The 21,445-nt window shown below is 61.7% G+C and carries 21 protein-coding genes, 1 tRNA gene and 2 pseudogenes; 8 read left to right on the top strand and 16 right to left on the bottom strand.

The features are described from left to right. Positions 1-401 precede the first annotated feature (401 nt). A tRNA-Leu gene (locus E4Q23_RS18130) sits at positions 402-486 on the bottom strand. Between the two features lie 334 nt (positions 487-820). Here E4Q23_RS18130 and E4Q23_RS18135 point away from each other — a divergent pair. Then, positions 821-1,720, top strand: coding sequence for a recombination-associated protein RdgC (locus tag E4Q23_RS18135; RefSeq protein ID WP_169067948.1), 900 nt, complete (start codon positions 821-823; stop codon positions 1,718-1,720). A 166-nt stretch (positions 1,721-1,886) separates the two neighbouring features. Here E4Q23_RS18135 and E4Q23_RS18140 read toward each other — a convergent pair whose 3' ends face one another. Together E4Q23_RS18140 and E4Q23_RS18145 are read right to left on the bottom strand one after the other, a co-directional pair. Further along, positions 1,887-2,087: a hypothetical protein gene (locus tag E4Q23_RS18140; protein WP_169067949.1), complete on the bottom strand. Its 201-nt coding sequence runs from the start codon at positions 2,085-2,087 to the stop codon at positions 1,887-1,889. 411 nt (positions 2,088-2,498) lie between these two features. Further along, positions 2,499-2,963, bottom strand: coding sequence for a hypothetical protein (locus E4Q23_RS18145; RefSeq protein ID WP_169067950.1), 465 nt, complete (start codon positions 2,961-2,963; stop codon positions 2,499-2,501). Between the two features lie 421 nt (positions 2,964-3,384). Here E4Q23_RS18145 and E4Q23_RS18150 point away from each other — a divergent pair, with 421 nt between their 5' ends. Next, positions 3,385-5,199 (top strand): Na/Pi cotransporter family protein, encoded by a 1,815-nt coding sequence (locus E4Q23_RS18150; RefSeq protein WP_169067951.1) that lies wholly within the window; start codon positions 3,385-3,387, stop codon positions 5,197-5,199. A gap of 49 nt (positions 5,200-5,248) precedes the next feature. Here E4Q23_RS18150 and E4Q23_RS18155 read toward each other — a convergent pair whose 3' ends face one another. The 13 genes and pseudogenes from E4Q23_RS18155 to E4Q23_RS18215 form a co-directional block, all read right to left on the bottom strand. Further along, complete coding sequence (locus tag E4Q23_RS18155; RefSeq protein ID WP_169067952.1) at positions 5,249-6,058, bottom strand: endonuclease/exonuclease/phosphatase family protein; 810 nt, start codon at positions 6,056-6,058, stop codon at positions 5,249-5,251. Between the two features lie 147 nt (positions 6,059-6,205). Continuing rightward, a pseudogene (locus E4Q23_RS18160) lies at positions 6,206-6,596 on the bottom strand (DUF2237 family protein). After that, positions 6,593-6,788 (bottom strand): annotated as a pseudogene (gene iscX / locus E4Q23_RS18165) (Fe-S cluster assembly protein IscX). The pseudogenes E4Q23_RS18160 and iscX overlap by 4 nt, the downstream one beginning before the upstream one ends. Further along, a complete protein-coding gene (gene fdx / locus E4Q23_RS18170) occupies positions 6,785-7,126 on the bottom strand; it encodes an ISC system 2Fe-2S type ferredoxin (RefSeq protein ID WP_169067953.1) in 342 nt (113 codons plus the stop codon). The pseudogene iscX and the gene fdx overlap by 4 nt, the downstream one beginning before the upstream one ends. Next, positions 7,123-9,024, bottom strand: a complete 1,902-nt coding sequence (gene hscA, locus E4Q23_RS18175) for a Fe-S protein assembly chaperone HscA (RefSeq protein WP_169067974.1) — start codon at positions 9,022-9,024, stop codon at positions 7,123-7,125. Before hscA ends, fdx begins: the two co-directional genes overlap by 4 nt. 137 nt (positions 9,025-9,161) lie before the next feature. Beyond that, positions 9,162-9,689, bottom strand: coding sequence for a Fe-S protein assembly co-chaperone HscB (gene hscB / locus E4Q23_RS18180; RefSeq protein WP_169067954.1), 528 nt, complete (start codon positions 9,687-9,689; stop codon positions 9,162-9,164). Between the two features lie 92 nt (positions 9,690-9,781). Further along, a complete protein-coding gene (iscA, locus tag E4Q23_RS18185) occupies positions 9,782-10,105 on the bottom strand; it encodes an iron-sulfur cluster assembly protein IscA (RefSeq protein ID WP_169067955.1) in 324 nt (107 codons plus the stop codon). A gap of 67 nt (positions 10,106-10,172) precedes the next feature. Then, entirely contained in the window at positions 10,173-10,568 is a 396-nt protein-coding gene (gene iscU, locus E4Q23_RS18190; RefSeq protein ID WP_169067956.1) for a Fe-S cluster assembly scaffold IscU, read from the bottom strand. Positions 10,569-10,599: 31 nt separating this feature from the next. Next, positions 10,600-11,811 (bottom strand): IscS subfamily cysteine desulfurase, encoded by a 1,212-nt coding sequence (locus E4Q23_RS18195; RefSeq protein WP_169067957.1) that lies wholly within the window; start codon positions 11,809-11,811, stop codon positions 10,600-10,602. 94 nt (positions 11,812-11,905) lie between these two features. Continuing rightward, positions 11,906-13,063, bottom strand: coding sequence for an aminotransferase class V-fold PLP-dependent enzyme (locus E4Q23_RS18200; RefSeq protein ID WP_169067958.1), 1,158 nt, complete (start codon positions 13,061-13,063; stop codon positions 11,906-11,908). Between the two features lie 29 nt (positions 13,064-13,092). Beyond that, positions 13,093-13,602, bottom strand: a complete 510-nt coding sequence (iscR, locus tag E4Q23_RS18205) for a Fe-S cluster assembly transcriptional regulator IscR (protein ID WP_169067959.1) — start codon at positions 13,600-13,602, stop codon at positions 13,093-13,095. Positions 13,603-13,681: 79 nt separating this feature from the next. After that, a complete protein-coding gene (gene cysE / locus E4Q23_RS18210; RefSeq protein ID WP_169067960.1) occupies positions 13,682-14,434 on the bottom strand; it encodes a serine O-acetyltransferase in 753 nt (250 codons plus the stop codon). Positions 14,435-14,492: 58 nt separating this feature from the next. Further along, positions 14,493-15,311, bottom strand: coding sequence for an RNA methyltransferase (locus tag E4Q23_RS18215; RefSeq protein WP_169067961.1), 819 nt, complete (start codon positions 15,309-15,311; stop codon positions 14,493-14,495). A gap of 63 nt (positions 15,312-15,374) precedes the next feature. Between E4Q23_RS18215 and E4Q23_RS18220 the strand changes: the two genes are divergently transcribed. The 6 genes from E4Q23_RS18220 to E4Q23_RS18240 all read left to right on the top strand — a co-directional run bounded on the left by E4Q23_RS18220 (position 15,375) and on the right by E4Q23_RS18240 (position 21,445). Beyond that, the gene (locus E4Q23_RS18220) at positions 15,375-16,184 is read left to right on the top strand and encodes an inositol monophosphatase family protein (protein WP_169067962.1); all 810 of its coding nucleotides are present in this window, start codon (positions 15,375-15,377) and stop codon (positions 16,182-16,184) included. Positions 16,185-16,306: 122 nt separating this feature from the next. Beyond that, positions 16,307-17,329 (top strand): type I restriction-modification system subunit M, encoded by a 1,023-nt coding sequence (locus tag E4Q23_RS24650; protein WP_272873712.1) that lies wholly within the window; start codon positions 16,307-16,309, stop codon positions 17,327-17,329. Further along, the gene (locus tag E4Q23_RS24655) at positions 17,326-18,312 is read left to right on the top strand and encodes an HsdM family class I SAM-dependent methyltransferase (protein ID WP_336511730.1); all 987 of its coding nucleotides are present in this window, start codon (positions 17,326-17,328) and stop codon (positions 18,310-18,312) included. Before E4Q23_RS24650 ends, E4Q23_RS24655 begins: the two co-directional genes overlap by 4 nt. Continuing rightward, complete coding sequence (locus tag E4Q23_RS18230; protein ID WP_169067963.1) at positions 18,309-19,652, top strand: restriction endonuclease subunit S; 1,344 nt, start codon at positions 18,309-18,311, stop codon at positions 19,650-19,652. Before E4Q23_RS24655 ends, E4Q23_RS18230 begins: the two co-directional genes overlap by 4 nt. Then, the gene (locus E4Q23_RS18235; RefSeq protein ID WP_169067964.1) at positions 19,645-20,748 is read left to right on the top strand and encodes an AAA family ATPase; all 1,104 of its coding nucleotides are present in this window, start codon (positions 19,645-19,647) and stop codon (positions 20,746-20,748) included. Before E4Q23_RS18230 ends, E4Q23_RS18235 begins: the two co-directional genes overlap by 8 nt. A gap of 4 nt (positions 20,749-20,752) precedes the next feature. Next, positions 20,753-21,445 (top strand): DUF4276 family protein, encoded by a 693-nt coding sequence (locus tag E4Q23_RS18240; RefSeq protein ID WP_169067965.1) that lies wholly within the window; start codon positions 20,753-20,755, stop codon positions 21,443-21,445.

Raw genomic sequence — 21,445 nt, forward strand, 5'->3', positions numbered from 1 at the left:
CGGCTCGGCGGCACACAGGTACCGCTTGCCTTGTCAGCAAAGCAACTGAGCGCGAGCTACGAGGGGACGCCGGCGGAAGTCGATTGAGCTGCCGCGCGACTTTCACATTAACGGTCATGACACGTGGAGACACCCCCAAATCATGAAAGTCATGACCCGCTTCCCCTCCTTCCCCCTGCCCCTTCTCCCGCAAGGGAGAAGGGAGTTTCGTGAGTCGCTTGCGCGACTTTCACATTAACGCCATCAACTTGCGTGAACATTGAAACATCAAAACCGTGGCGCAATTCATCCGTCAATGGTTACAGCGGGCCACGTAACCAGCCCAAAACCTGTGGATAACTGCAACTCTTACACGGGAAGTTACACGGACCGCCCTGAAACCCTTGCTGCGTCTAGCCTTGTGGTGCCCAGGAAGGGAATCGAACCCCCACACCTTGCGGCGGCAGGACCTAAACCTGCTGCGTCTACCAATTTCGCCACCTGGGCACTGCCCGTCGCCAAGTCAAGCGCACGCACGACCATGCACAAAAACGCACTCCCGGCATAGCCACTTGGCAAGCACACCGGCCCGAAGCGCCGGCGCAAGTGCGGCATTCTAACCGCGACCAGCCTGTGTTGTCAGCCCCCGCGCGCAACCGAGGCCAGCGGAGCGCTGCGTGGCTTGGCTTTGCCTCTGCCGCGCAGCCGAGTTTCCTCGCCTGCTCGCCCTGGCGACCAGCGGCTGACCTACCGCGCGCGGGCAGGCGGGTAAAGTTGAGCTGGCAAGAAGCCGCCGATTCAGGCCTATAATTGCCGCCTTTTTCCGATTTCGAGTCCGCCCATGTGGTTCAAGAACCTTTATCTCTACCGCCTCCCCAAGAACTGGGCCATTGATGCCGCAGCGCTGGAAGAACAGCTTGCCCGCCTGACGCTGCAAGGGTGCAGTGCGACCGATCCACGCAGCATCGGCTGGGTAGCGCCACGCGACGGCGGCGCGCTGATCCATTCGGTCAACCAGCAATGGCTGCTGGCCCTCGGTGTCGAAGAAAAGCTGCTGCCGGCATCGATCGTCAAGCGTTTTGCCAGCGACAAGGCAAAAGCCATCGAAGAGGCCGAAGGGCGCCGCATCGGGCGCAAGGAAATGCGTGAAATCCAGGAAGAGATGACTCTCGAACTGCTGCCGCGGGCCTTTGTTCGCGGGCGCATCAGCTTCGCCTGGATTGACCGGGGCAACGGCTGGCTGGTGATCGATTCGGCGTCGCCGGCGAAAGCCGAGGAATTGCTCGAACATCTGCGCAAGTCGGTCGACGGCGTACCTGCCAAAGTACTCAAGGTCATCCAGTCGCCGTCGGCGGCGATGACCGGCTGGGTGGCCGGCGGCGAAGCGCCGGCGGGCTTCACGCTCGACCAGGATCTCGAACTGCGCTCCGCCGAAAAAGCGACCGTGCGCTACGTCAAGCACAGCCTGGAAGGCGAGGAAATCCGGCAGCATATCGAGGCCGGCAAGGTGGTCACACGTCTGGCGATGACCTGGAACGACCGCATTTCCTTCGTTCTCGACGACAACCTGCAGATCAAACGACTGGCCTTCCTCGACATCCTCAAGGAGCAGGCCGACGGCCAGGCGGACAACGAAGACGAGCGCTTCGACCTCGACTTCACCCTGATGAGCGGCGAAGTCGCGCAACTGCTTGACGATCTGCTGGCGGCCCTCGGCGGTGAGCCAGTGGCCGCAGTTTAATGTGAAAGTCGCGCAAGCGACTCACGAAACTCCCTTCTCCCTCGCGGGAGAAGGGTCAGGGGAAGAGGGAAAACGGTCATGGCTTTCATCATCAGGGGTGTCTCGACATGTCATGACCGTTAGTCAGGAAGCCAGCAAGAAGCCGCTGGCTCGGTCGCGCGGCAGCTCAATCGACTTCCGCCGGCGTCCCCTCGTAGCTCGCGCTCAGTTGCTTTGCTGACAAGGCAAGCGGTACCTGTGTGCCGCCGAGCCGGCGGTAGAACGTACCCGTGATTCCAAAGGCGGCAAGCAAGGCGCTACCTTCGTCATCCTCCGGATCGATCTTCAATCCGCAACAGTCGCCGTCAACGATCATCATCACTTTCATTTCCAGACTCCTTTCTTGCCCGCTCCTCAGTTCGAGAAAACGGCTGCATGGTCCAGCGGTTTGACTCTTCCCCCCGGCGCCCGCTGCCTACACCAGGCCTTAGGCGATTTCTGTCAAAGAACATACTGTCTAGCTTGTCTTTTCGCCCGTCTTCTGTGTTGCGACAACAGTTACATAGTTCGACTATGCGTCTGTTGTCGCGCCTTGAAGCCGACCGAAAATCCGGCGCAATCTGGTACGTTCTTTTCCGGCAATCGCCTTAATCGCCTACGGTCACCTTTCCGCCAGCGACCGCGTGTAGCAAGTATCGCCAACAACACCGCTTTAGAAGGAGGGACAAATGCACAGATGTGCTCATTTTCTTGGCGAAATCTGTTGCTTGAGGGGGAAGCGGCGCTCCGCGCCTGCCAGTCAGCTGGCGTACAAGGCCGACGACCGCGCCGAATCCGCGGGCTCGCGACGCCGAGTCACTTTCAGCCAGCTCTTGTGGGCCGCCAATAACGCCAGGCTCATTTCGACATATTCATGTGAAGAGAGCTTGTCCGCGGCGTAGCGCTCAAGGAGCCGCAACCAACGGCGGTGGATGGCACAAGGTTTTTCCTGGTGACCACCGGCCAGTGGGCAATCGGGACAGCGTCGACTCGCCAACGTGCTGATCGCCGTCTGCTTCTGCCACTGCTGGCGATAGTGCATGGCGTTGCCCTCGATCCACTCCAGGGCTCGCGCGTCGCGTTCGTCCTCGGGGAAACCCTCGACGTAGGCTTCGACAGCGCTGAGCTGGCGGTTGAAGAACTCTTCATCAGAGTAAGCTTCAGACGCGACATCGCCCAAAAACCGAGCAATCAGCGCCAGGGTTGGATCATCTACGATATACATGGAGCTTCTGGGAAGCGTTATAAGGTAAGCAATTGAGGCCACTATAACACCTTTTTTGGTGCGGTGCACAACCCCGCATCATGGCCACTAGAGCTCTTCAGTTCATAGCGCGACCAGCTACTTTTCCCTAGGTACGGGCGCAATTGCTGCAACGCCACAGCTATCGCGCCGGTGCCGAGACGGTGGCGAGGCGCGCCGCCGCCATCAGCCCGCTTCGTGTCGCCGCCTTCGCCAGGCAGGTACTACTGCGGCAGTGCGGCTGTGCCGCTCGATTGACCGCCCTGGTGCACGCCTCCTTTACTCATCGGCGGCCATTGTCTGTTCCATTGCGCAACAGCGAAGCTGCGTGGCACTTTCTGCAGTCGCGGCAAAGCTTTTCTGCGGCCAACTTCCCGTCACCAAGTTTCTGCAAAGGGTACCGATGAGATCACTGCCAGCTGCCCCGCCCGCCTTCCCGAATCTCCAGCTCTCCCTGCTGCGTATCGGCGTGCCGGTATTGCTGCTGGCGATCGCCTTCTCGGCATTTGCCGTCGAGCCCGATGTCGCTGCCGAATCCCCGGACTGGGTGCAGCTGTTCCTGGGTCTTTTCGGCGGCCTGGCGCTGTTTCTCGGTGGCCTGCAGTTGTTATCGGAAGGCATGAAGAAAGCCGCTGGCCAGGCATTGAAAACGGTGCTCGCCAAGCTCACCACCAATCGCTTCACGGGTGCCCTGACCGGCGCATTTGTGACTGGCATACTCAATTCCTCGACGGTCACCACGCTGCTGGTGGTCGGCTTCATCAGTGCCGGCTTCATGACCCTGACGCAATCGGTCGGCGTGATCATGGGCGCCAACATCGGCAGCACCGTGACCGCGCAGCTACTTGCCTTCAACCTTTCCGCCTATTCCCTCGGTCCGGTCGCCATCGGCTTTTTCATGATGTTCAGCGCCAAGCGGGAAAAAGTGAAGTACTACGGCATGATGATCATGGGCCTCGGCCTGGTCTTCTACGGCATGGGCCTGATGAGCAGCGGCATGACGCCACTGCGCACCTATGAGCCCTTCCTGGTCATCCTCAAAGGACTCGAGAACCCGCTCGCGGGCATTGCCGCCGGCGCGCTGTTCACTGCCATCGTGCAGTCATCGGCGGCGACGGTGGGTATCGCCATCGCCATGGCCAGTGAAGGCTTGCTGGCACTGCCGGCCGGCATCGCACTGGCACTCGGCGCCAATATCGGCACCGCTGCGACGACGGCCTTCATGGGTATCCTGAGCAGCAAGTCCGCAGAAGCGACGCGGGCCTCGGTGGTGCACGTGGCCTTCAATGTCATCGGCACCCTGATCTGGTTGCCGGTAATCTGGCTACTGGCTGACCTGTCGGTGTGGGTTTCACCCGCCAGCCCGGAGTTACAGGGCGCCGCCAGAGCGGCGGCCGAAGTCCCACGCCAGATCGCCAATGCGAACACGCTTTTCAACGTCCTCAACACGGTGCTGTTCATCGGCTTCACCGGCTGGTTCGCCAAGATGGCCGAGCGGGTGGTACCAGACCGCGCACTACCGCCGGGGGTGATCGTGCAAGCCCAATACCTCGATGATGGCGCGCTGGAAGCACCATCGGTGGCGCTGCAAGCGGTGCGCCTGGAACTGGGGCGGGTTGGCGAGATCACGCTCGGCATGTTGCGCGACGTCGGGCCGGCACTCAGAGATCGAGACCTTGAGCGCATCGAGGACATCGCCCGTCGCGACGACGAGGTGGATATTCTGGAGGCCGAAATCTTTCGCTATCTGGGCAGGATTCGCGTCGGCCACATGACCGAACGGGAAAGCGCCGAAATGCAGCAGTTGATGGTGGCCACTGACAATCTGGAAAATCTGGCAGACGTCATCGAAACCGATATGGTTGCCCTGGCCCGCAAGCTGGTGAACATCAAGTCCGCGACGGAAGGCGAAACCCGAACGATATTGATCGAGCTCTATGAGTCCACACTGAAGTCTGTGGGACTGGCGGTACAGGCCATTCGCGACAATGACCAGCGGGCAGCGGAATCGGTGATGATCATGAAGGACACCATCCGCGACCAGAGCGAGCGCTTGCTGGAGAGAAAAGCGACACGGCTTGTCGCCACTGATGATCCGGACTACCTCACTCTGGTGCGCATGCAGATGTCCTTCGTCGACCAGATGCGCAGGATCTACACCCTGGCGAAACGTATCGCCAAGGTCGTACTACCGCCGGGAATTGCCCAGAAAGATTGAGCCAGCTCTACCTCGATCAAGCGCGAAACAGCGCGCCCCCGCAGGCTGCTCAGAGTTTCAACTCGGCAACCAGCGGCGCGTGATCCGAGCAGCGCGCCCACGCCAGGCCGTTGGGGACATGCATGTCGAGGACCTCGAAGCCGCGCACGTAGATGCGGTCCAGGGTCAGCCACGGGGCGAAGCTGGGGAAAGTGCGGGAAACGCCAGCGCCCGGGCGCTTGCCGCTGCGCCAGGTAAGCAGCCAGTTGAGCATGGTTTTGGCGGGTGAGGCAGCCCTGGCCGCGACCGCCACTTCCTCGACGCCAAGACGGGCACGCAGGAGGCCGTCGACACGCTGCTGCCAGTCGTTGAAGTCGCCGGCAATGATCAGCGGCGCGTCCGGTGGGACTTCGCGCTGCACCAGGTCAGCCAGAAAAGTCGCCTGGCGAAGGCGGCTGCGTTTAATCAGGCCGAGGTGCAGGCAGATCAGATGTACCTCGCTGCCCTGGCCACTGCCGACGCGCATCACGGCGTGCAGCAGGCCGCGCTTTTCGAGCACGTGGTCGGAGATGTCGTGGTTGACGAAGTCGACGATGGGGTGGCGCGAGAGAATGGCGTTGCCGTGATGCCCGTGCGGGTAAACCGCGTTCATGCCGTAGGCGCGATGCGCATAGGCGCCAAAGGAAAGATACTCGAGCTGCGTTCCCAGCGGCTGATCGGGGTGATGTGCCAGGCGCTCGTTACGGTCCTGGACTTCCTGGAGGAAGACGATGTCGGCGTCGATCGCCTGCAGTGCCTGCCGCACGTCGTGAATGCGGGGCCGACCACGAATGCCGGTGACGCCTTTGTGGATGTTGTAGGTGGCGACTCTGATATTCATGGCTGGGCAGGGCAGATGCCGGTTTGCAAGGGGGTCAAGGCAGGCGCTCGAAGTAGCAATCGATGAGTGGCGGGTCGTCGAAATGAGTTCACCCGCGCGACGCCCAGAGCACGGATCATCGGCGTCCGCCGGTTCGTGCGCTGCGCTTCAGTTCAGGTCGATGGCGTGCGGCTTGAGATCGTCAAGGCTGACGACCAGCAGCGCGGCTTCGTTGGTGGCGTTGAGAACCACCTGTGGGGCCTTGCCGGCGAGCAGGGCTTGCTGCCAGCGGGCGGCACAGAGGCACCAACGATCGCCGGGCTGCAGGCCGGCAAATCCGAATTCCGGTCGCGGTGTCGACAAGTCGTTACCGCTGGCCTTGGAGAAGGCGAGAAAGTCGGCGGTGGCGACCACGCAGATGGTATGGCTGCCGAAATCTTCCTCGCTGGTGTTACAGCAGCCGTCACGAAAAAAACCCGGTCATCGGATGCTCGCTGCACGCGCCGAGCAGGCCACCGAGGACGTTGCGCTGCTGCCCGCCGCTATCGTCGGGCTTCATGCCAGCTCGTCGATCCAGGCTTGCTGGATCGCCTCGAGAATTTTTTTCGCCACAGTGGCGAGTATCGTCTTCGAAGCCGGGCAAAGCGACGACCCAGTTCATCAGGTCAACGAAGTTGATCTTCAGCGGATCGACCTCCGGATGGGCTTCGACGAGCTCGATGGCCAGCTCGTTGATATCGGTCCATTTCATCGCTTGCCTTCCTTGGTCATGTTGATCGAGTAGCGCGGAATCTCGATGGTCAGCGGCGTGTCATTGATCATCGCCTGACACGACAGGCGCGAATTCGGCTCCAGGCCCCAGGCCTTGTCAAGCAGGTCGTCTTCGACTTCGTCGGAAGGCTCGAGGGCGTTGAAACCTTCCCGAACAACGACGTGGCAGGTGGTACAGGCGCAGGACATTTCGCAAGCGTGCTCGACGGCGATGCCGTTTTCGAGCAGGTTCTGGCACAGCGATTCGCCTGGCCGGGCGTCGAACACGGCGCCGTCCGGGCACAGCTCGATGTGCGGCAGGACGATGATCTGGGTCATGCGGTTTCTCCCGTCTTGCTGGCCACGGAATCGCCATCAAGCTCGTTGATGTTGCGGCCAGCAAAGGCCCGCCGGATCGATTTGTCCATGCGCCGGGCGGCGAAGTCCTTGGTGTCGGCTTCGAGATCGTCCATCGCCAGCATGATCTGGCGGCGGTTGTCGGCGAGCGCTGCGCTCTCGAGCTTGGCGATGTCTTCCTCGACGCGCGCCAACTCGTCGGCCGTCAGCAGTTCGCGGTCGACGGCGAGCGCCGCGCGCACGGCTTCCAGCAGGCGCTGCGCGTCGACCTGCGATTCCTTCAACGCGCGCCGCTGCGCGTCGTCCTTGACGTGCGTCATCGAGTCCTTGAGCATGCCGGCAATTTCGTCGTCGGAAAGGCCGTACGAGGGTTTGACGATGATGCTCGCTTCGACCCCGGAAGCCTGCTCGCGAGCGCTGACCGCCAGCAGGCCATCGGCATCAACCTGGAAAGCGACGCGGATGCGCGCCGAGCCGGCGACCATCGGCGGGATGCCACGCAGCTCGAAGCGCGCCAGCGAACGGCAATCGCTGACCAACTCGCGCTCGCCCTGGACGACGTGAATGGCCAGCGCCGTCTGGCCGTCGCGGAAAGTCGTAAATTCCTGCGCACGCGCGGTCGGAATCGTCGCATTGCGCGGAATGATCTTCTCGACCAGGCCGCCCATCGTTTCCAGGCCTAGCGACAGCGGAATCACATCGAGCAGCAGCCAGTCATCACCGGCCGCACGGTTACCGGCCAGGAGGTTGGCTTGCGTCGCCGCGCCAATGGCCACGACCTTGTCCGGATCGAGATTGTTGAGCGGGTCCTGCCGGAAGAATTCGCCCACCGCGCGCTGAACCTGCGGCATGCGCGTTGCACCACCGACCATCACCACGCCCTTGACGTCGCTAACCGACAGGCCGGCGTCGCGCAGCGCCTTTTTGACCGGCTGAATGGTCTTGGCAACCAGCGTCTGGCTGATCTCGGCGAAGATCCCGGTGGTCAACTGCAGCTCAACCCGCTCGCCGCTGGTCAGACGCGCGCTGATTGGCGCCACACCGTGTACGGTCAGGTATTCCTTGGCTTCGCGTGCTCGTGCCAGCAGCATGCTGGCGTCCTCGACCGAGAGCGGCTTGAGATCAGCGGCTTCGATGATCCAGCAGAAGATGCGATGATCGAAATCGTCGCCACCAAGCGCCGAGTCACCGCCGGTCGCCAGAACCTCGAAGATTCCCCGCGACAGCCTGAGAATCGAAATATCGAAAGTGCCACCGCCAAGGTCATAGACCGCATAGACACCCTCCGCGGCATTGTCCAGCCCATAGGCGATCGCCGCCGCCGTCGGCTCGTTGAGCAAGCGCAAAACCGCCAGTCCGGCGAGTTTCGCGGCGTCCTTGGTCGCCTGCCGCTGCGCCTCGTCAAAGTACGCCGGCACGGTGATCACCGCGCCCACCAGCGCGCCGCCCAGCGCCGCTTCGGCACGCAAGCGCAAAACACGCAGGATGTCTGCGGAGACTTCAACCGGACTCTTCACACCAGCGACGGTATGCACGCGCAGCATCCCCGGACTGTCCTCGAAGACGTAAGGCATGGCCTCGCGATTGGCGATATCGGTAATGCCGCGGCCCATGAAGCGCTTCACCGAACCAATGGTGTTGCGCGGATCGAGCGCTTGCTGCGCCTGCGCCTCGTAGCCGAGCTCGCTGCTGCCATCGGGCAGATAACGGACCACCGAGGGTAGCAGGGGACGACCGAGTTCGTCGCGAAGGACGACGGCCAGACCGCTACGTACGGTCGCCACCAGTGAATTGGTCGTCCCGAGGTCGATGCCGACCGCCAGCCGATGCTCGTGCGGCGCTGCTGACTCGCCGGGTTCCGCAATCTGTAATAACGCCATGAAGAAATTGAGGTCCTGATACTTGTTACCGGTGTGAGAATAAGCTTTACGACGCAAGGCAAACCAAGGCGATGCGACTGCCGTGCACTTGCTGCCTGCTGTTCAGTAGCCGCTATTTACTCTTCAGTGTTCAGTGTTCACTCTTCGCAGGCGATCATCGCCTCGTCGAGTTCGACGAGCAGCTTCTCGATGAACATCAGGCGCCGGACGCGATCCGCCGCCTGTTCGAGGTCGTGAGCGTCGTCAAATAACGCCGCAAGCTCGTCATAACGTTGGGCGATGTCGTGTTGCAAGCGATGGTGGAGATGCTCGAGCTCATGGTGCTCGCCCGCCAGGCGCGCTTCGCCAACCGCCTCGCGCCATTCCATCTGTTCAATCAGAAAGTCGGTCGGCATCAAGACGTTGTTCTCGCTGCCGACGTCGTGGTCTGACAAGTGCAACAGGTATCTGGCGCGTGGTAGCGGCTTTTTGAGCGTCTGATAGGCTTCATTTACCCGTGTTGCCCACTGCAAGGAGAGGCGCCGTTCGGCGTCACCAGCGCTCGCAAAGCGGTCGGGGTGAACGCACGACTGCATCTCCAGGTAGCGCCGGTCGAGCAGTGCCGCGTCAAGCCGGAAGCTGGCCGGCAGCTCGAACAGCGAGAAATGATCGGTGTTGAAGTCCATGCTTTTCAGTCAAGACGCCGGTCGGGACAAGCAGCGAGCAGTGGTCTACGAAGCGAAGCCATCGAGCCGCCGCCGCTCCGCGCCCTGCGGAGTCAAACGTTGAAACTCTCGCCGCAGCCGCAAGCGTCCTTGACGTTCGGGTTGTTGAACTTGAAGCCTTCGTTGAGCCCCTCGCGCGCGTAGTCCAGCTCGGTGCCGTCGAGGTAAGGCATGCTCTTCGGATCGACCAGCACCCTGACGCCATGCGATTCAAACTCGACATCGTCCGGTTGCGCACTATCGGCAAACTCGAGCTTGTAGGCCATGCCCGAGCAGCCGCTGGTGCGTACGCCAAGGCGCAAACCAATACCTTTGCCGCGCTTGACCATGAAATTGGCGACGTGGTTGGCGGCCCTTTCAGAAAGTGTCACTGCCATCAAAACCTCCTGCTGTAATTTGCATTTGCGACCTCGGTTGTGCTGGCTTCGGCCCAGTGCTGCGAACTCAAACGGCAGCCTGATCGGCGTGCTTTTTCTTGTAGTCGGCGACCGCCGCCTTGATCGCGTCCTCGGCGAGAATCGAGCAATGAATTTTGACCGGCGGCAGCGCCAGTTCTTCGGCGATCTGCGTATTCTTGATGTCCAGCGCCTGCTCAATGGTCTTGCCCTTGACCCACTCGGTGACCAGCGAAGACGATGCAATCGCCGAACCGCAGCCGTAGGTCTTGAACTTGGCGTCTTCGATGACACCGCCCTTGCCGACCTTGATCTGCAGCTTCATGACGTCGCCGCAGGCGGGCGCACCGACCATGCCGGTAGCGATACCCTCGTCGTCCTTGCCAAACGAACCAACGTTGCGTGGATTCTCGTAGTGATCCAGAACTTTTACACTGTATGCCATGATGATTCTCCTTGATGCCTGTTATGCCTTGTCAATGGGCGGCCCACTGGACCGTACTCAAATCGACGCCTTCCTGGACCATTTCCCACAGCGGCGAAAGCTCGCGTAGCCGGCTGATCTTTTCGTGCAGCAGCTTGACCGCGTAGTCGACCTCTTCCTCGGTAGTGAAGCGGCCGAGGGTGAAGCGGATCGAACTGTGCGCCAGTTCATCCTCGCGGCCGAGGGCGCGCAGCACGTACGAAGGTTCGAGCGAAGCCGAGGTGCAGGCCGATCCGGACGACACCGCCAAATCCTTGACCGCCATCAGCAACGATTCGCCTTCGACGTAGGCAAAACTGATATTCAGATTGTGCGGAACACGCTGCTCCATGTCGCCGTTGACATAAACCTCATCAATGTCCGACAGGCCTTTGTAAAGGCGGTCGCGAAGCATGCGGATACGCTCGTTCTCGGCTCCCATTTCCACGCGCGCGAGGCGGAAAGCCTCACCCATGCCGACGATCTGATGCGTCGGCAGCGTACCGGAACGGAAGCCACGTTCATGACCGCCGCCATGCATCTGCGCGGTCAGGCGAATGCGCGGCTTGCGGCGCACGTAGAGCGCGCCAATGCCTTTCGGGCCGTAGGTCTTGTGGGCCGAAAAACTCATCAGATCGACTTTCAGCGTCGCCAGATCGATGACCACCTTGCCCGTCGCCTGTGCCGCATCGACGTGGAAGATGATTCCCTTTGCGCGGCAGATTTCGCCGATTTCGGCGATCGGCTGGATGACGCCGATCTCGTTATTGACCATCATCACCGACACCAGAATGGTGTCCGGGCGCAAAGTCGCCTTGAAGACGTCGAGGTCGATCAGGCCGTTGTCCTGGACGTCGAGGTAAGTAACTTCGAAACCGAGACGTTCGAGATCCCGGCAGGTGTCGAGCACGGCCTTGTGCTCGGTCTTCACCGTCACCAGGTGCTTGCCCTTGCCGGCATAGAATTGCGCTGCGCCTTTGAGCGCCAGATTGTTTGACTCGGTGGCCCCCGAGGTCCAGACGATTTCCTTGGCGTCGGCGTTGACCAGCTTGGCCACTTCTTCGCGCGCTTCTTCGACCGCCGTCTCGACTTCCCAGCCGAAGGCGTGCGACCGCGAGGCCGGGTTGCCGAATTTCTCGACCAGATAAGGGATCATCTTGTCGGCGACGCGCGGATCAACTGGCGTGGTCGCCGAATAATCAAGATAGATAGGCAGTTTCAGCATTGCTCTTGCTCCGATGTGTACAGGTTGCGTGTTACGTGCGACTCTTGACTCATTGTCCTGGGCGTTGGTTCCGCCGTCCGCTGCGGTTTTCTGCTCAGACGGCCATCGCGGTCAGCTGCTGCAGCCTGAGAACGGTGGCCCGCAGCGTTACCAGAAATCCATCCATCTCGGCTGCGCTGTTGGCGGCACCCAGGCTGACCCGCAGCGCGCCACGTGCCAGTTCGGCTTCGACGCCCATCGCGCGCAGCACATGCGAGGGTTCCGGGTTGGCGCTCGAACAGGCCGAGCCGCTGGCCAAGGCGTAACCGGCGCGGTCGAGGTGGCCAACCAGTGTCTCGCCGTCGATGTCGGGAAACGCGAAATAGAGAGTGTTCGGCAAGCGCTCGGCGGCCTGGCCAAAGAGCGTCGCGCCGAGGCTGAAAAGCCCCCTCTCGAGCCTCTCGCGCAGGGCCAGCAGCCGCGGCGCCACGTCCGCCAGGCGCGCCGCTGCCAATTCACAGGCCACGCCGAAACCGACGATTGCCGCCACGTTCTCGGTACCCGAACGCAAACCACGTTCATGACCTCCGCCAGCGATCAAGGGCTCAATGTCGAGTCGCTTGTCGAGCACCAGTGCCGCCGCCCCCTTGGGACCGCCGATCTTGTGCGCCGACAGGCTGAGGGCATTGACGCCAGCGGCGTTGAGCTGGCGAAAATCGACGGCGATCTTGCCCACCGCCTGCACCGCATCGGTATGAAACCAGGCCCCTGCCGCTCCGGCCTGCGTCGCCAGCGAAGCGACGTCCTGCACCACGCCGGTCTCGTTGTTGGCCAGCATCACCGAGACGATGCGCGGTTGCTCGGCGATCACGGCCTGGAAGCTTGCAACATCGACCCGTCCGGCGGCGTCCACCGCCAGCTTGTGCAAGGTCCAGCCGCGCTTGCGGAGCTGCTCGGCGGGCCTGATCACACACGGGTGCTCGATGGCGCTGACTGCCAGCAGGCCAGGTTTCAGGCACGCTGCCGCACCCTTGATCAGCAGGTTGTTGGCTTCCGAACCACCACTGGTAAACACCACCTCGCTGGCATGCGCACCGACCGCCGCGGCCACCTTGCTGCGCGCCTCATCGATCGCTCGCCGCGCCGCCCGGCCGTACTCATGACGACTCGAAGCGTTGCCGCAGAGCCCCGAGAGGTAGGGCAACATCGCCTCGACCACCACCGGATCGGTAGCGGTTGTTGCGTTGTGGTCGAGATAGACGGGAGCGAACACGGCGACGGGCGAAACTTTCCAGTTTTCGGCTAGCTATTGACAGCGATGAGTTTGGCGCGCTGACGCTCGCCCTTCCGCCGCTCATCAGCCTTTCGTCGTTCCTGATGCATCACCGCCACCTCGCCGCTACTCTTGCCGCCCTGCTGCGCGACGAGGTCGGCCAGCGTCACGGAACTCAGATAGTCGAACATCTTGACGTTCAAAGTCGCCCACAGGTCATGGGTCATGCAGCGCTCTTCGTCATGGCAATTCTCGCGACCACCGCACTGGGTGGCATCGAGCGGCTCATCGACGGCACGAATGATGTCCGCGACGGTCATCGCGCTGGTTGGCCGCGCCAGGCAATAACCACCACCTGGACCACGCACGCTGCCCACCAACTGGTGGCGGCGCAACTTGCCGAACAACTGCTCCAGATACGACAGCGAAATTTTCTGGCGCTCGCTGATGCCAGCCAGAGACACCGGGCCGTCACCACCGCGCAGAGCCAGATCGATCATCGCCGTCACTGCAAAGCGTCCTTTCGTCGTCAGTCTCATATTTCCTCCTCCGATACTACAAGTACTAATAATTGTTGATCAAAATACTACACTATTCACTATAACGAGCGAGCACCTATTAGTCAACTATTTTACTCAGGTATTGCGGGTCGAACCGAGCCGCCGTCGCCAGGTCGCCGTTGACATGCACGCCAGCGTCCTCAAGCTTCTTGAGCAGCAATTCGAAGCGCCGATCGACTTCCGCCGCATGATCGAGCAGGCCATGAATCGCCTTGGCCAAGGGATCATCCTGATTGGCGGCCAGCGCGTAGGCCGAAAAGCCCAGTTGCCCTGCCATTTGCTCGCGCCTCTGGTCCTGCTCGTTGTCGATGATTCGCGCCGGGTTACCGACCGCGGTCGCCCCGCTCGGAACATTCTTGACGACCACCGCATTGGAGCCGACTTTCGCCGACGCGCCAACCGTAATCGGCCCGAGCACCTGCGCTCCGGCGCCGATCACCACACCGTCCTCCAGCGTCGGATGGCGCTTGCCCTTGTTCCACGAGGTGCCGCCCAGGGTGACACCATGGTAGAGCGTCACGTCGTCTCCAATCACCGCCGTTTCGCCGATGACCACCCCCATCCCGTGATCGATGAACATACGCCGGCCGATGGTCGCGCCGGGGTGGATTTCGATACCGGTGAAGAAACGTCCGAAATGCGAAACCAGGCGACCCAGCCAACGCAGACCGCGCGCCCACAGCCAGTGCGCAAGACGATGCAGGGTGATGGCATGCACGCCCGGATAGCAGGTCAGCACCTCCCAGAAAGTGCGCGCGGCGGGATCACGCTTGAAAACTGACTGGATGTCTTCGCGAAGACGGTTGAACATGAACGGAAAATCCTTGAACGATGACCGCGATTATATAATACCGGACTATTTTAGTACACTACTTCGCCGTACTTCCCAGGCTCTCACCGGGGATGGCGCGCGGCGCGTCGCCTGGCGAGGCTTTCCGTTCGACCGCATCGAGCAGGCCGCGCAGGATGTTGATCTCGTCGCGTTCAAGCTCGGCGCGCCCGAACAGACGGCGCAGCTTGGGTAGCAGCCGCCGCGGCCGCTGCGGATCGAGAAAACCGCTGCTGATCATTACCCGCTCGAGGTGCAGATAGAAGCGCTCGACGTCCTCATGCGCCGCTGGCGGCGAGGCAAAAGGGACAGCGCGGGTGACCACCGGCGGACGACCGTCGAAGGCCGCCAGGCGCAGCTCGTAGCACAGCAACTGCACTGCCGAAGCCAGGTTCAGAGAGCTGTAGTCGGGATTCGCCGGGATGAACACCGTCCGTTGGCAGCGCTGCACCTCGGCGTTCGACAAGCCAGCCGTCTCGTTGCCGAAGAGCAGCGCGACCTCGCCCTCGCCGGCCCAGCCGAGAATGTCCGTTGCCGCCTCGCGTGCCGGCAGCGCCGGCGGCCCAAGGTTGCGGTGCCGCGCCGACAGCGCGTACACCTGCACCGTCCCGGCCAGCGCCTCGTCGAGGCTGCTGCAGAGCTGCGCCTGTTCGAGAATATCGTCCGCGTCGGCAGCACGCGCCACCGCCTGCGGGTCGGGAAAGTGCTTCGGATTGACCAGTGACAGCCGCGACAAACCCATGGTCTTCATCGCGCGTGCGGCCGCGCCGATGTTGCCGGGATGACTGGTGTGCGAAAGGACGACGCGGATGTGCGCGAGCGGCGAACCGGAAGAATGCGACCCTGCGGGCCTGTTCATATTAGAATCGGGGTCCTCTACATCAATGGGGCTGCGTCAGCCACCCGTCGCGCCGTCAAAATCATGCATCCAGCTCTGAACATCATCATCAAGGCGGCGCGTCGCGCCAGCCAGATCATCAACCGTGCGGCACTGGATCTCGAACACCTGCAGATCACCACCAAGCGTCAGAGCGACTTCGTCACCGAAGTCGACAAGGCGGCCGAGGCGGCGATCATCGACATCCTGCGCGAGGCCTATCCGGAATACGGCATTTTAGCAGAAGAGTCCGGCCTGACCGCCGGCCAAGGCGGTGGCAGCGACTATCAGTGGATCATCGACCCCCTCGACGGCACGACCAATTTCATCCACGGATTTCCCCAATACGCGATCTCGATTGCCCTCGCCTACCGCGGGCAGGTCACCCAAGCGGTGGTCTATGACCCGCTGCGCAACGAGATGTTTACCGCCAGCAAGGGCGGCGGCGCCTTCCTCAACGACCGCCGCATCCGGGTCAGCAAGTGCCTGAAACTGGAAACCGCCTTGATCGGTACCGGCTTCCCCTACCGCATGTACGACCACATCGACGCCTACCTGCAAATCTTCAAGGAACTGGCGAAGAAAACGGCCGGCATGCGCCGCCCGGGTGCCGCCGCACTCGACCTGGCCTACGTCGCCTGCGGACGCTTCGACGGCTTCTGGGAGTTCGGCCTGTCGCCCTGGGACATGGCCGGCGGCACCCTGCTGATTTCGGAAGCCGGCGGCCTGGTCAGCGACCTCGCCGGCAACGAAACCTACCTGCAATCCGGCAACCTGGTTGCCGGCACGCCGAAAGTCTTCGCGCAGCTGCTGCAAGTGATCGACAGCCACCGCACGCCGGGGCTGGCGGCTTGAGGCGTGAGGCGTGAGGCGTGAGGCGTGAGGCCTGAAGCGCTCTAACGCGCGTCAGCAAAGATAGCCAGCAACTTAGGAAGCCCGCAGGCGATCACACACCCCACGAGAAGGAAGACACCCCGATGTCCCTCGCCCTGAACAAGCCCAAACTGGACAATCTCGCCACCGATATCTGGAAGTCGGCCGAGCGGCTCCGGGGCAAGTTCAAGGCCTACGAATACCAGAGCGTCATCCTGCCGATCATCGTCATCCGCCGCCTGGAATGCGTGCTGATCAAATGGCGCCGCGATACCGCGGCCGAGGTCCAAGGCCGACGCCCGGAGCTGAAAGGACGAGAACTCGATGAGCTGGTAAAGCGGCTGGAAATCGGCACCGCGCCTTTCGCCAACCACACCGAATGGACGCTGAGCCGGATCTACGACGAAGACCACACCCTTCTCGAAGCAAACTTCCGGGCGTATATCAACGGTTTCTCGGAGAACGTCGACAACATCATCGACCACTTCAATTACCGGGCAACCATCGCGCAGATGGTCAGGAACAACCGCCTGGCGCCGATCCTCAACCAGTACAAGGAGCTTGAACTCGGCCCCGACAAACTGTCGCCGCTGGAAATGGGCTACATCTACGAAGAGTTGCTGCGACGTTTTTCGGAACAGAGCGGCGAGGAAGCCGGGGAGCATTTCACGCCACGCGAAGTGATCCGGCTGATGGTCGAACTGCTCGACATCCCGATCCCCGACCACCACCTGTCGATCTATGACCCGGCCTGCGGCACCGGCGGCATGCTCTCGGTAGCCAAGGAACACCTGCTCGACCGCGCAGCAACGGCCAGGCAGAAGGCAGACGTCGAGAAGTACGTCACCGTCCATGGCCAGGAGCTGTCGTCGGCCAACTACGCCATCTGCCAGGCCGACCTGCTGATCAAGAACGACCGGCAGGCGCACGTCCATCTCGGCAACTCACTGATTCCGCACGATCCGCACAGCCGCGAGCCCGGCGACCAGTGGCCCGAAAGCCGCCACCGCTTCGACTTCATGCTCTCGAATCCGCCCTTTGGCGTCACCTGGGCGGCAAGGACGGCTACGAGAGCGAAACGCGCAAGCTCGCGAAAAACCGCTATCGCGCCGGCCTGCCGCGCGTGAACGACGGCGCACTGCTCTTTCTGCAGACCATGCTCGCCAAGCTGAAGGAAGCGGCCAAGGGCGAAAGCCGGATCGCCATCATCTTCAACGGTTCGCCGCTGTCCAATGGCGACTGCGGCTCGGGCGAAAGCGAAATCCGCCGCTGGATCCTCGAAAACGACTGGCTCGACGCGATAGTCATGCTGCCCGACCAGCTCTTCTACAACACCGGAATCTTCACCTACGTCTGGCTGCTGCGCAACGACAAACCGGCTGCCCATCGCGGCCGCGTGATGCTCATCGATGCCCGCCAGCAGTTCGAGAAGGAACCCAAGTCCTTCGGCAACAAACGCAATCGCATCACCGACGTCCACCGCGCCTGGATCGAGACGCGCTATCGCGACGGCTGGCAGCCGGACTACCACGACGAGCAGCTCAAGATCTTCCGCTGCCAGGACTTCGCCTACCACAAGGTCAGCGTCGTCTTCTGGCAGTTCGACGAAAACGATCAGCCAGCAATACTCACCGAGCCCTACGAAAAAGCCTTCACGGCCGCGAACCTCAGGAAAGAACAGGAGTTCTACGACAGCGAGCTGATCTTTCGCGTGCGCGTCGCAACGCCCTCGCCTGGCGGAGGAAAGGGAGCTGCGAGCGAGGGCGAGGCGCTCCGCGTCCTCACGCTAACCCCCAGGGACAACGCAACGCAGAAGTTCAAGGCGCTGCTGGCCGACAAGGCGGAAGTGGTCGCCGTCGAATGGACCCACCACCACTACGTCAGGGACGACGAGTACATCCCGCACGGCGAGGACATTGCTGCCTTCCTGGACCGTGAAATCGCCAAACCCGTCATCCGCTGGCAGGACAGCCCCCAGCTCGGCTACGAAATCCTGCCCAACAAGTACTTCTATCGCTATGAGCCGCCAAAACCGGCGAAGGAACTGCTCGCCGAGTTCTGGAGGCTGGAGAAGGAGGCGGAGAAGATGTTGGAGGGGTTGGCGCAATGACTAAGCTTCCTTCCGACTGGCATAGAGACCGGCTGAAAGATGTCGCGCTTGTCAACGGAGCTTCACTGCCAACTAATACGGATCCAGATTACGAGTTCGACTACCTCGAAATTTCGAACGTTGACTACCATGGGGTCATCAACCCCGACGCGATTGAGAATTTGCGCTTCGAGGACGCCCCGTCAAGAGCCAGGCGCCGTGTCTCGCGGAACTGTACCTTGATCTCGTCAGTGCGACCCAACTTGCAGGCTGTCGTCTTCTTGAGCGAGATCAGTAGCAACCTTGTGTGTTCGACAGGTTTCAATGTGGTGCAGCCGATCGAAAACAAGGTCTTGCCGAAGTTTGCCTACTACGCCCTGATATCCGAACGCGGCCGGCAGTATTTTGAAGCGACGGCCACCGGCGTCGGTTATCCGGCGATAAGCGATAAGGACTTTGGTTCGCATCGCCTCCCGCTGCCCACGCTCCCCGAGCAAGAACGCATCGCTGGATATCTCGACGCGAGTTGCGCAGCGATTGACGCGGCAATAGCCGCCAAGCGCCGCCAGATCGAAACACTCGATACCACAAGGGAAAGCCTCATCGAACACACTGTCACTCGAGGTGTGCGCGTCGACGCAGAGCTGCGTACCATCGACAACGAATGGCTCACGATGATTCCCATCCACTGGCAGGCCTGTCGGATCAAGCGCATCGTGTCCAGCGTTGATTATGGAATCTCCCAAAGCACCGAACCGGAAGGACGTTACCCGGTGCTTAAAATGGGGCATATCCAGCGCGGCGAAATCACGTTTCGCAACCTCGACTTCGTGCACACGGTTCCCGAACACCTGCTGCTCGACAAAGGTGATTTGCTCTTCAACAGAACCAACAGCCCAGACCAGGTTGGGAAAGCCGCCATTTTTCGCCGGAGCAAGGCGGACCAGGTGACTTTCGCCTCGTACCTCGTGCGACTTCGCACGAACCACCGCGCAGATGCGCGCTACCTGAACTATCTGATCAACTGCGCCGGCTTCCTGTCCTTCGCAAGAAAACTTGCCATCCCTTCGGTCCAGCAATCGAATCTCAACTCGACTCGCTACTGTCGACTCCTCGTCCCACGACCGCCGCTACCCGAGCAAATCGAAATCGCAGCTTTTCTCGATAAACGCACGGCCGAGCTGAATCGGATAGTCGCCAACGTAGAAGCGCAGATCGCCGCCCTCACCACTTACCGCAAAGCCCTGATCCACGAATGCGTCACCGGCCAGCGGCGAATTTCGGAGGCCGATCTGCGCGCAGTCACGAGCCGAACTGCTAGAGTCGACGCGGAAGCGCAGCCGGAACCGACCCATGCCTGAACTCGACACGATCACCGTCAAGGGCTTCAAGAGCATCGCCGCCATCGAGAAACTGAAGCTCGGGGCGATCAATGTCGTCATCGGGCCGAATGGATCGGGCAAGTCGAACTTCATCGGCGTTTTTTCCTTCCTGCACGCGATCCGCGAAGGGCATCTGCAGGACTACGTGGTCAAGGCGGGTGGCGCCGACAAAGTCCTGCATTTCGGATCCAAGGCGACCGAGAAGCTGGAAATTCGCGTTTCCTTCAAGGACGGCATTAACCAGTACGCAATCGCTCTTGAACCGACCGCGGCAGACCAGCTTCACCCAGCTTCCGAAACCGTCTCCCGTAGCGTCAAGTGTGCTCCGGCACCGTATTCAGACGACCTCGCCTCACTCGGAATGGAAGCCGGCATCAGCGACCCGCGACTGCCACCCACGGGCTCCTACGTACGCCAGCACCTCGATCGCTGGCGGCTCTACCACTTCCACGACACCAGTTCGACTTCTCCGATGAAGAAGACGGCGGACGTCAACGACAACCGCTACCTGCGCCCGGACGGCTCGAATCTGGCCGCCTTCCTCTATTACCTGCGCCTGAAGCACGACTCCGCGTACAGCCTGATCCGTCGCACGATTCAGCGCGTCGCGCCCTTCTTCGATGATTTCGTTCTCGAACCGCAACAGCTCAATCCTGACAAGATCCGCCTGGAGTGGCGTCACAAGGGTTCGGAAGCCTATTTCGACGCGGCATCCCTCTCCGATGGCACGCTGCGCTTCATCGCCCTGGCAACGCTGTTCCTGCAACCGGACAGCTATCGCCCGTCGCTGATCCTGGTCGACGAACCGGAGCTGGGTCTGCATCCCTACGCAATCACTCTGCTGGCCTCGCTGGTCAAGCAAGCCGCCGTCACGACGCAGGTCATTCTGTCGACCCAATCGCCGCTGCTGCTCGATCATTTCCAGCCCGAGGATGTCCTGGTCGCCAACCGCGTCGGCGGCGCAACGCAATTCACGCGGCTTGAAGCGGACCGACTGGCGAGCTGGCTGGAGGACTACAGCCTGGGCCAGCTCTGGGAAAAGAACGAGTTCGGTGGCCGCCCGGCCGGAGAATGAGCGAATGACCCGCCTGCTGATCCACGTGGAGGGCGAAACGGAAGAGAGCTTCGTCAATGAGCTTCTTGCTCCGCACCTGTACACCTGCGGCTACAGCCAGGTCAGCGCTCGCCTGCTCGGCAATGCCCGGCAGCGCGATCGGCGCGGTGGAATCCGCGGCTGGAATGGGGTGCGCAGGGATATCCTGAAGCACCTCAAGGAGGACTCCGCCTGCCTGGCGACGACGATGGTCGACTACTACGGCTTGCCGCAGAGTGGCGAGAAGGCGTGGCCAGGCCGGGCCGAGGCTGGATCTCTGCCCTTCGCACGCAAGGCGGCGACCGTACAGGACGCCTTGCTGGCCGACATCGGCAGCGAAGCTGGCGCCGCCTCGCTCGCGACGCGCTTCGTGCCGTACGTGATGATGCACGAGTTCGAGGGGCTGCTGTTCAGCGACTGCGCACACTTCGCCGAGGGTATCGGCAGGGCTGAACTGGCGCCATCTTTCCAGGCCATCCGCGACGAATTCGACACGCCGGAAGAAATCAACGACTCGCCGGTGACGGCGCCGTCGAAGCGCGTGCAAGCCCTCGTCCCCGGTTACGAAAAACCGCTGTTCGGCACCCTTGCCGCCCTGGAGATCGGGCTGCACGCGATTCGTGCGCAGTGTCCGCATTTCCGGCAATGGCTCGAACATATCGAGTCCCGGCCCGGCTGA

Origin of the sequence: Candidatus Accumulibacter phosphatis, assembly GCF_012939955.1 — a bacterium.
In the GTDB taxonomy this organism is placed as follows: Bacteria; Pseudomonadota; Gammaproteobacteria; order Burkholderiales; family Rhodocyclaceae; genus Accumulibacter; species Accumulibacter delftensis.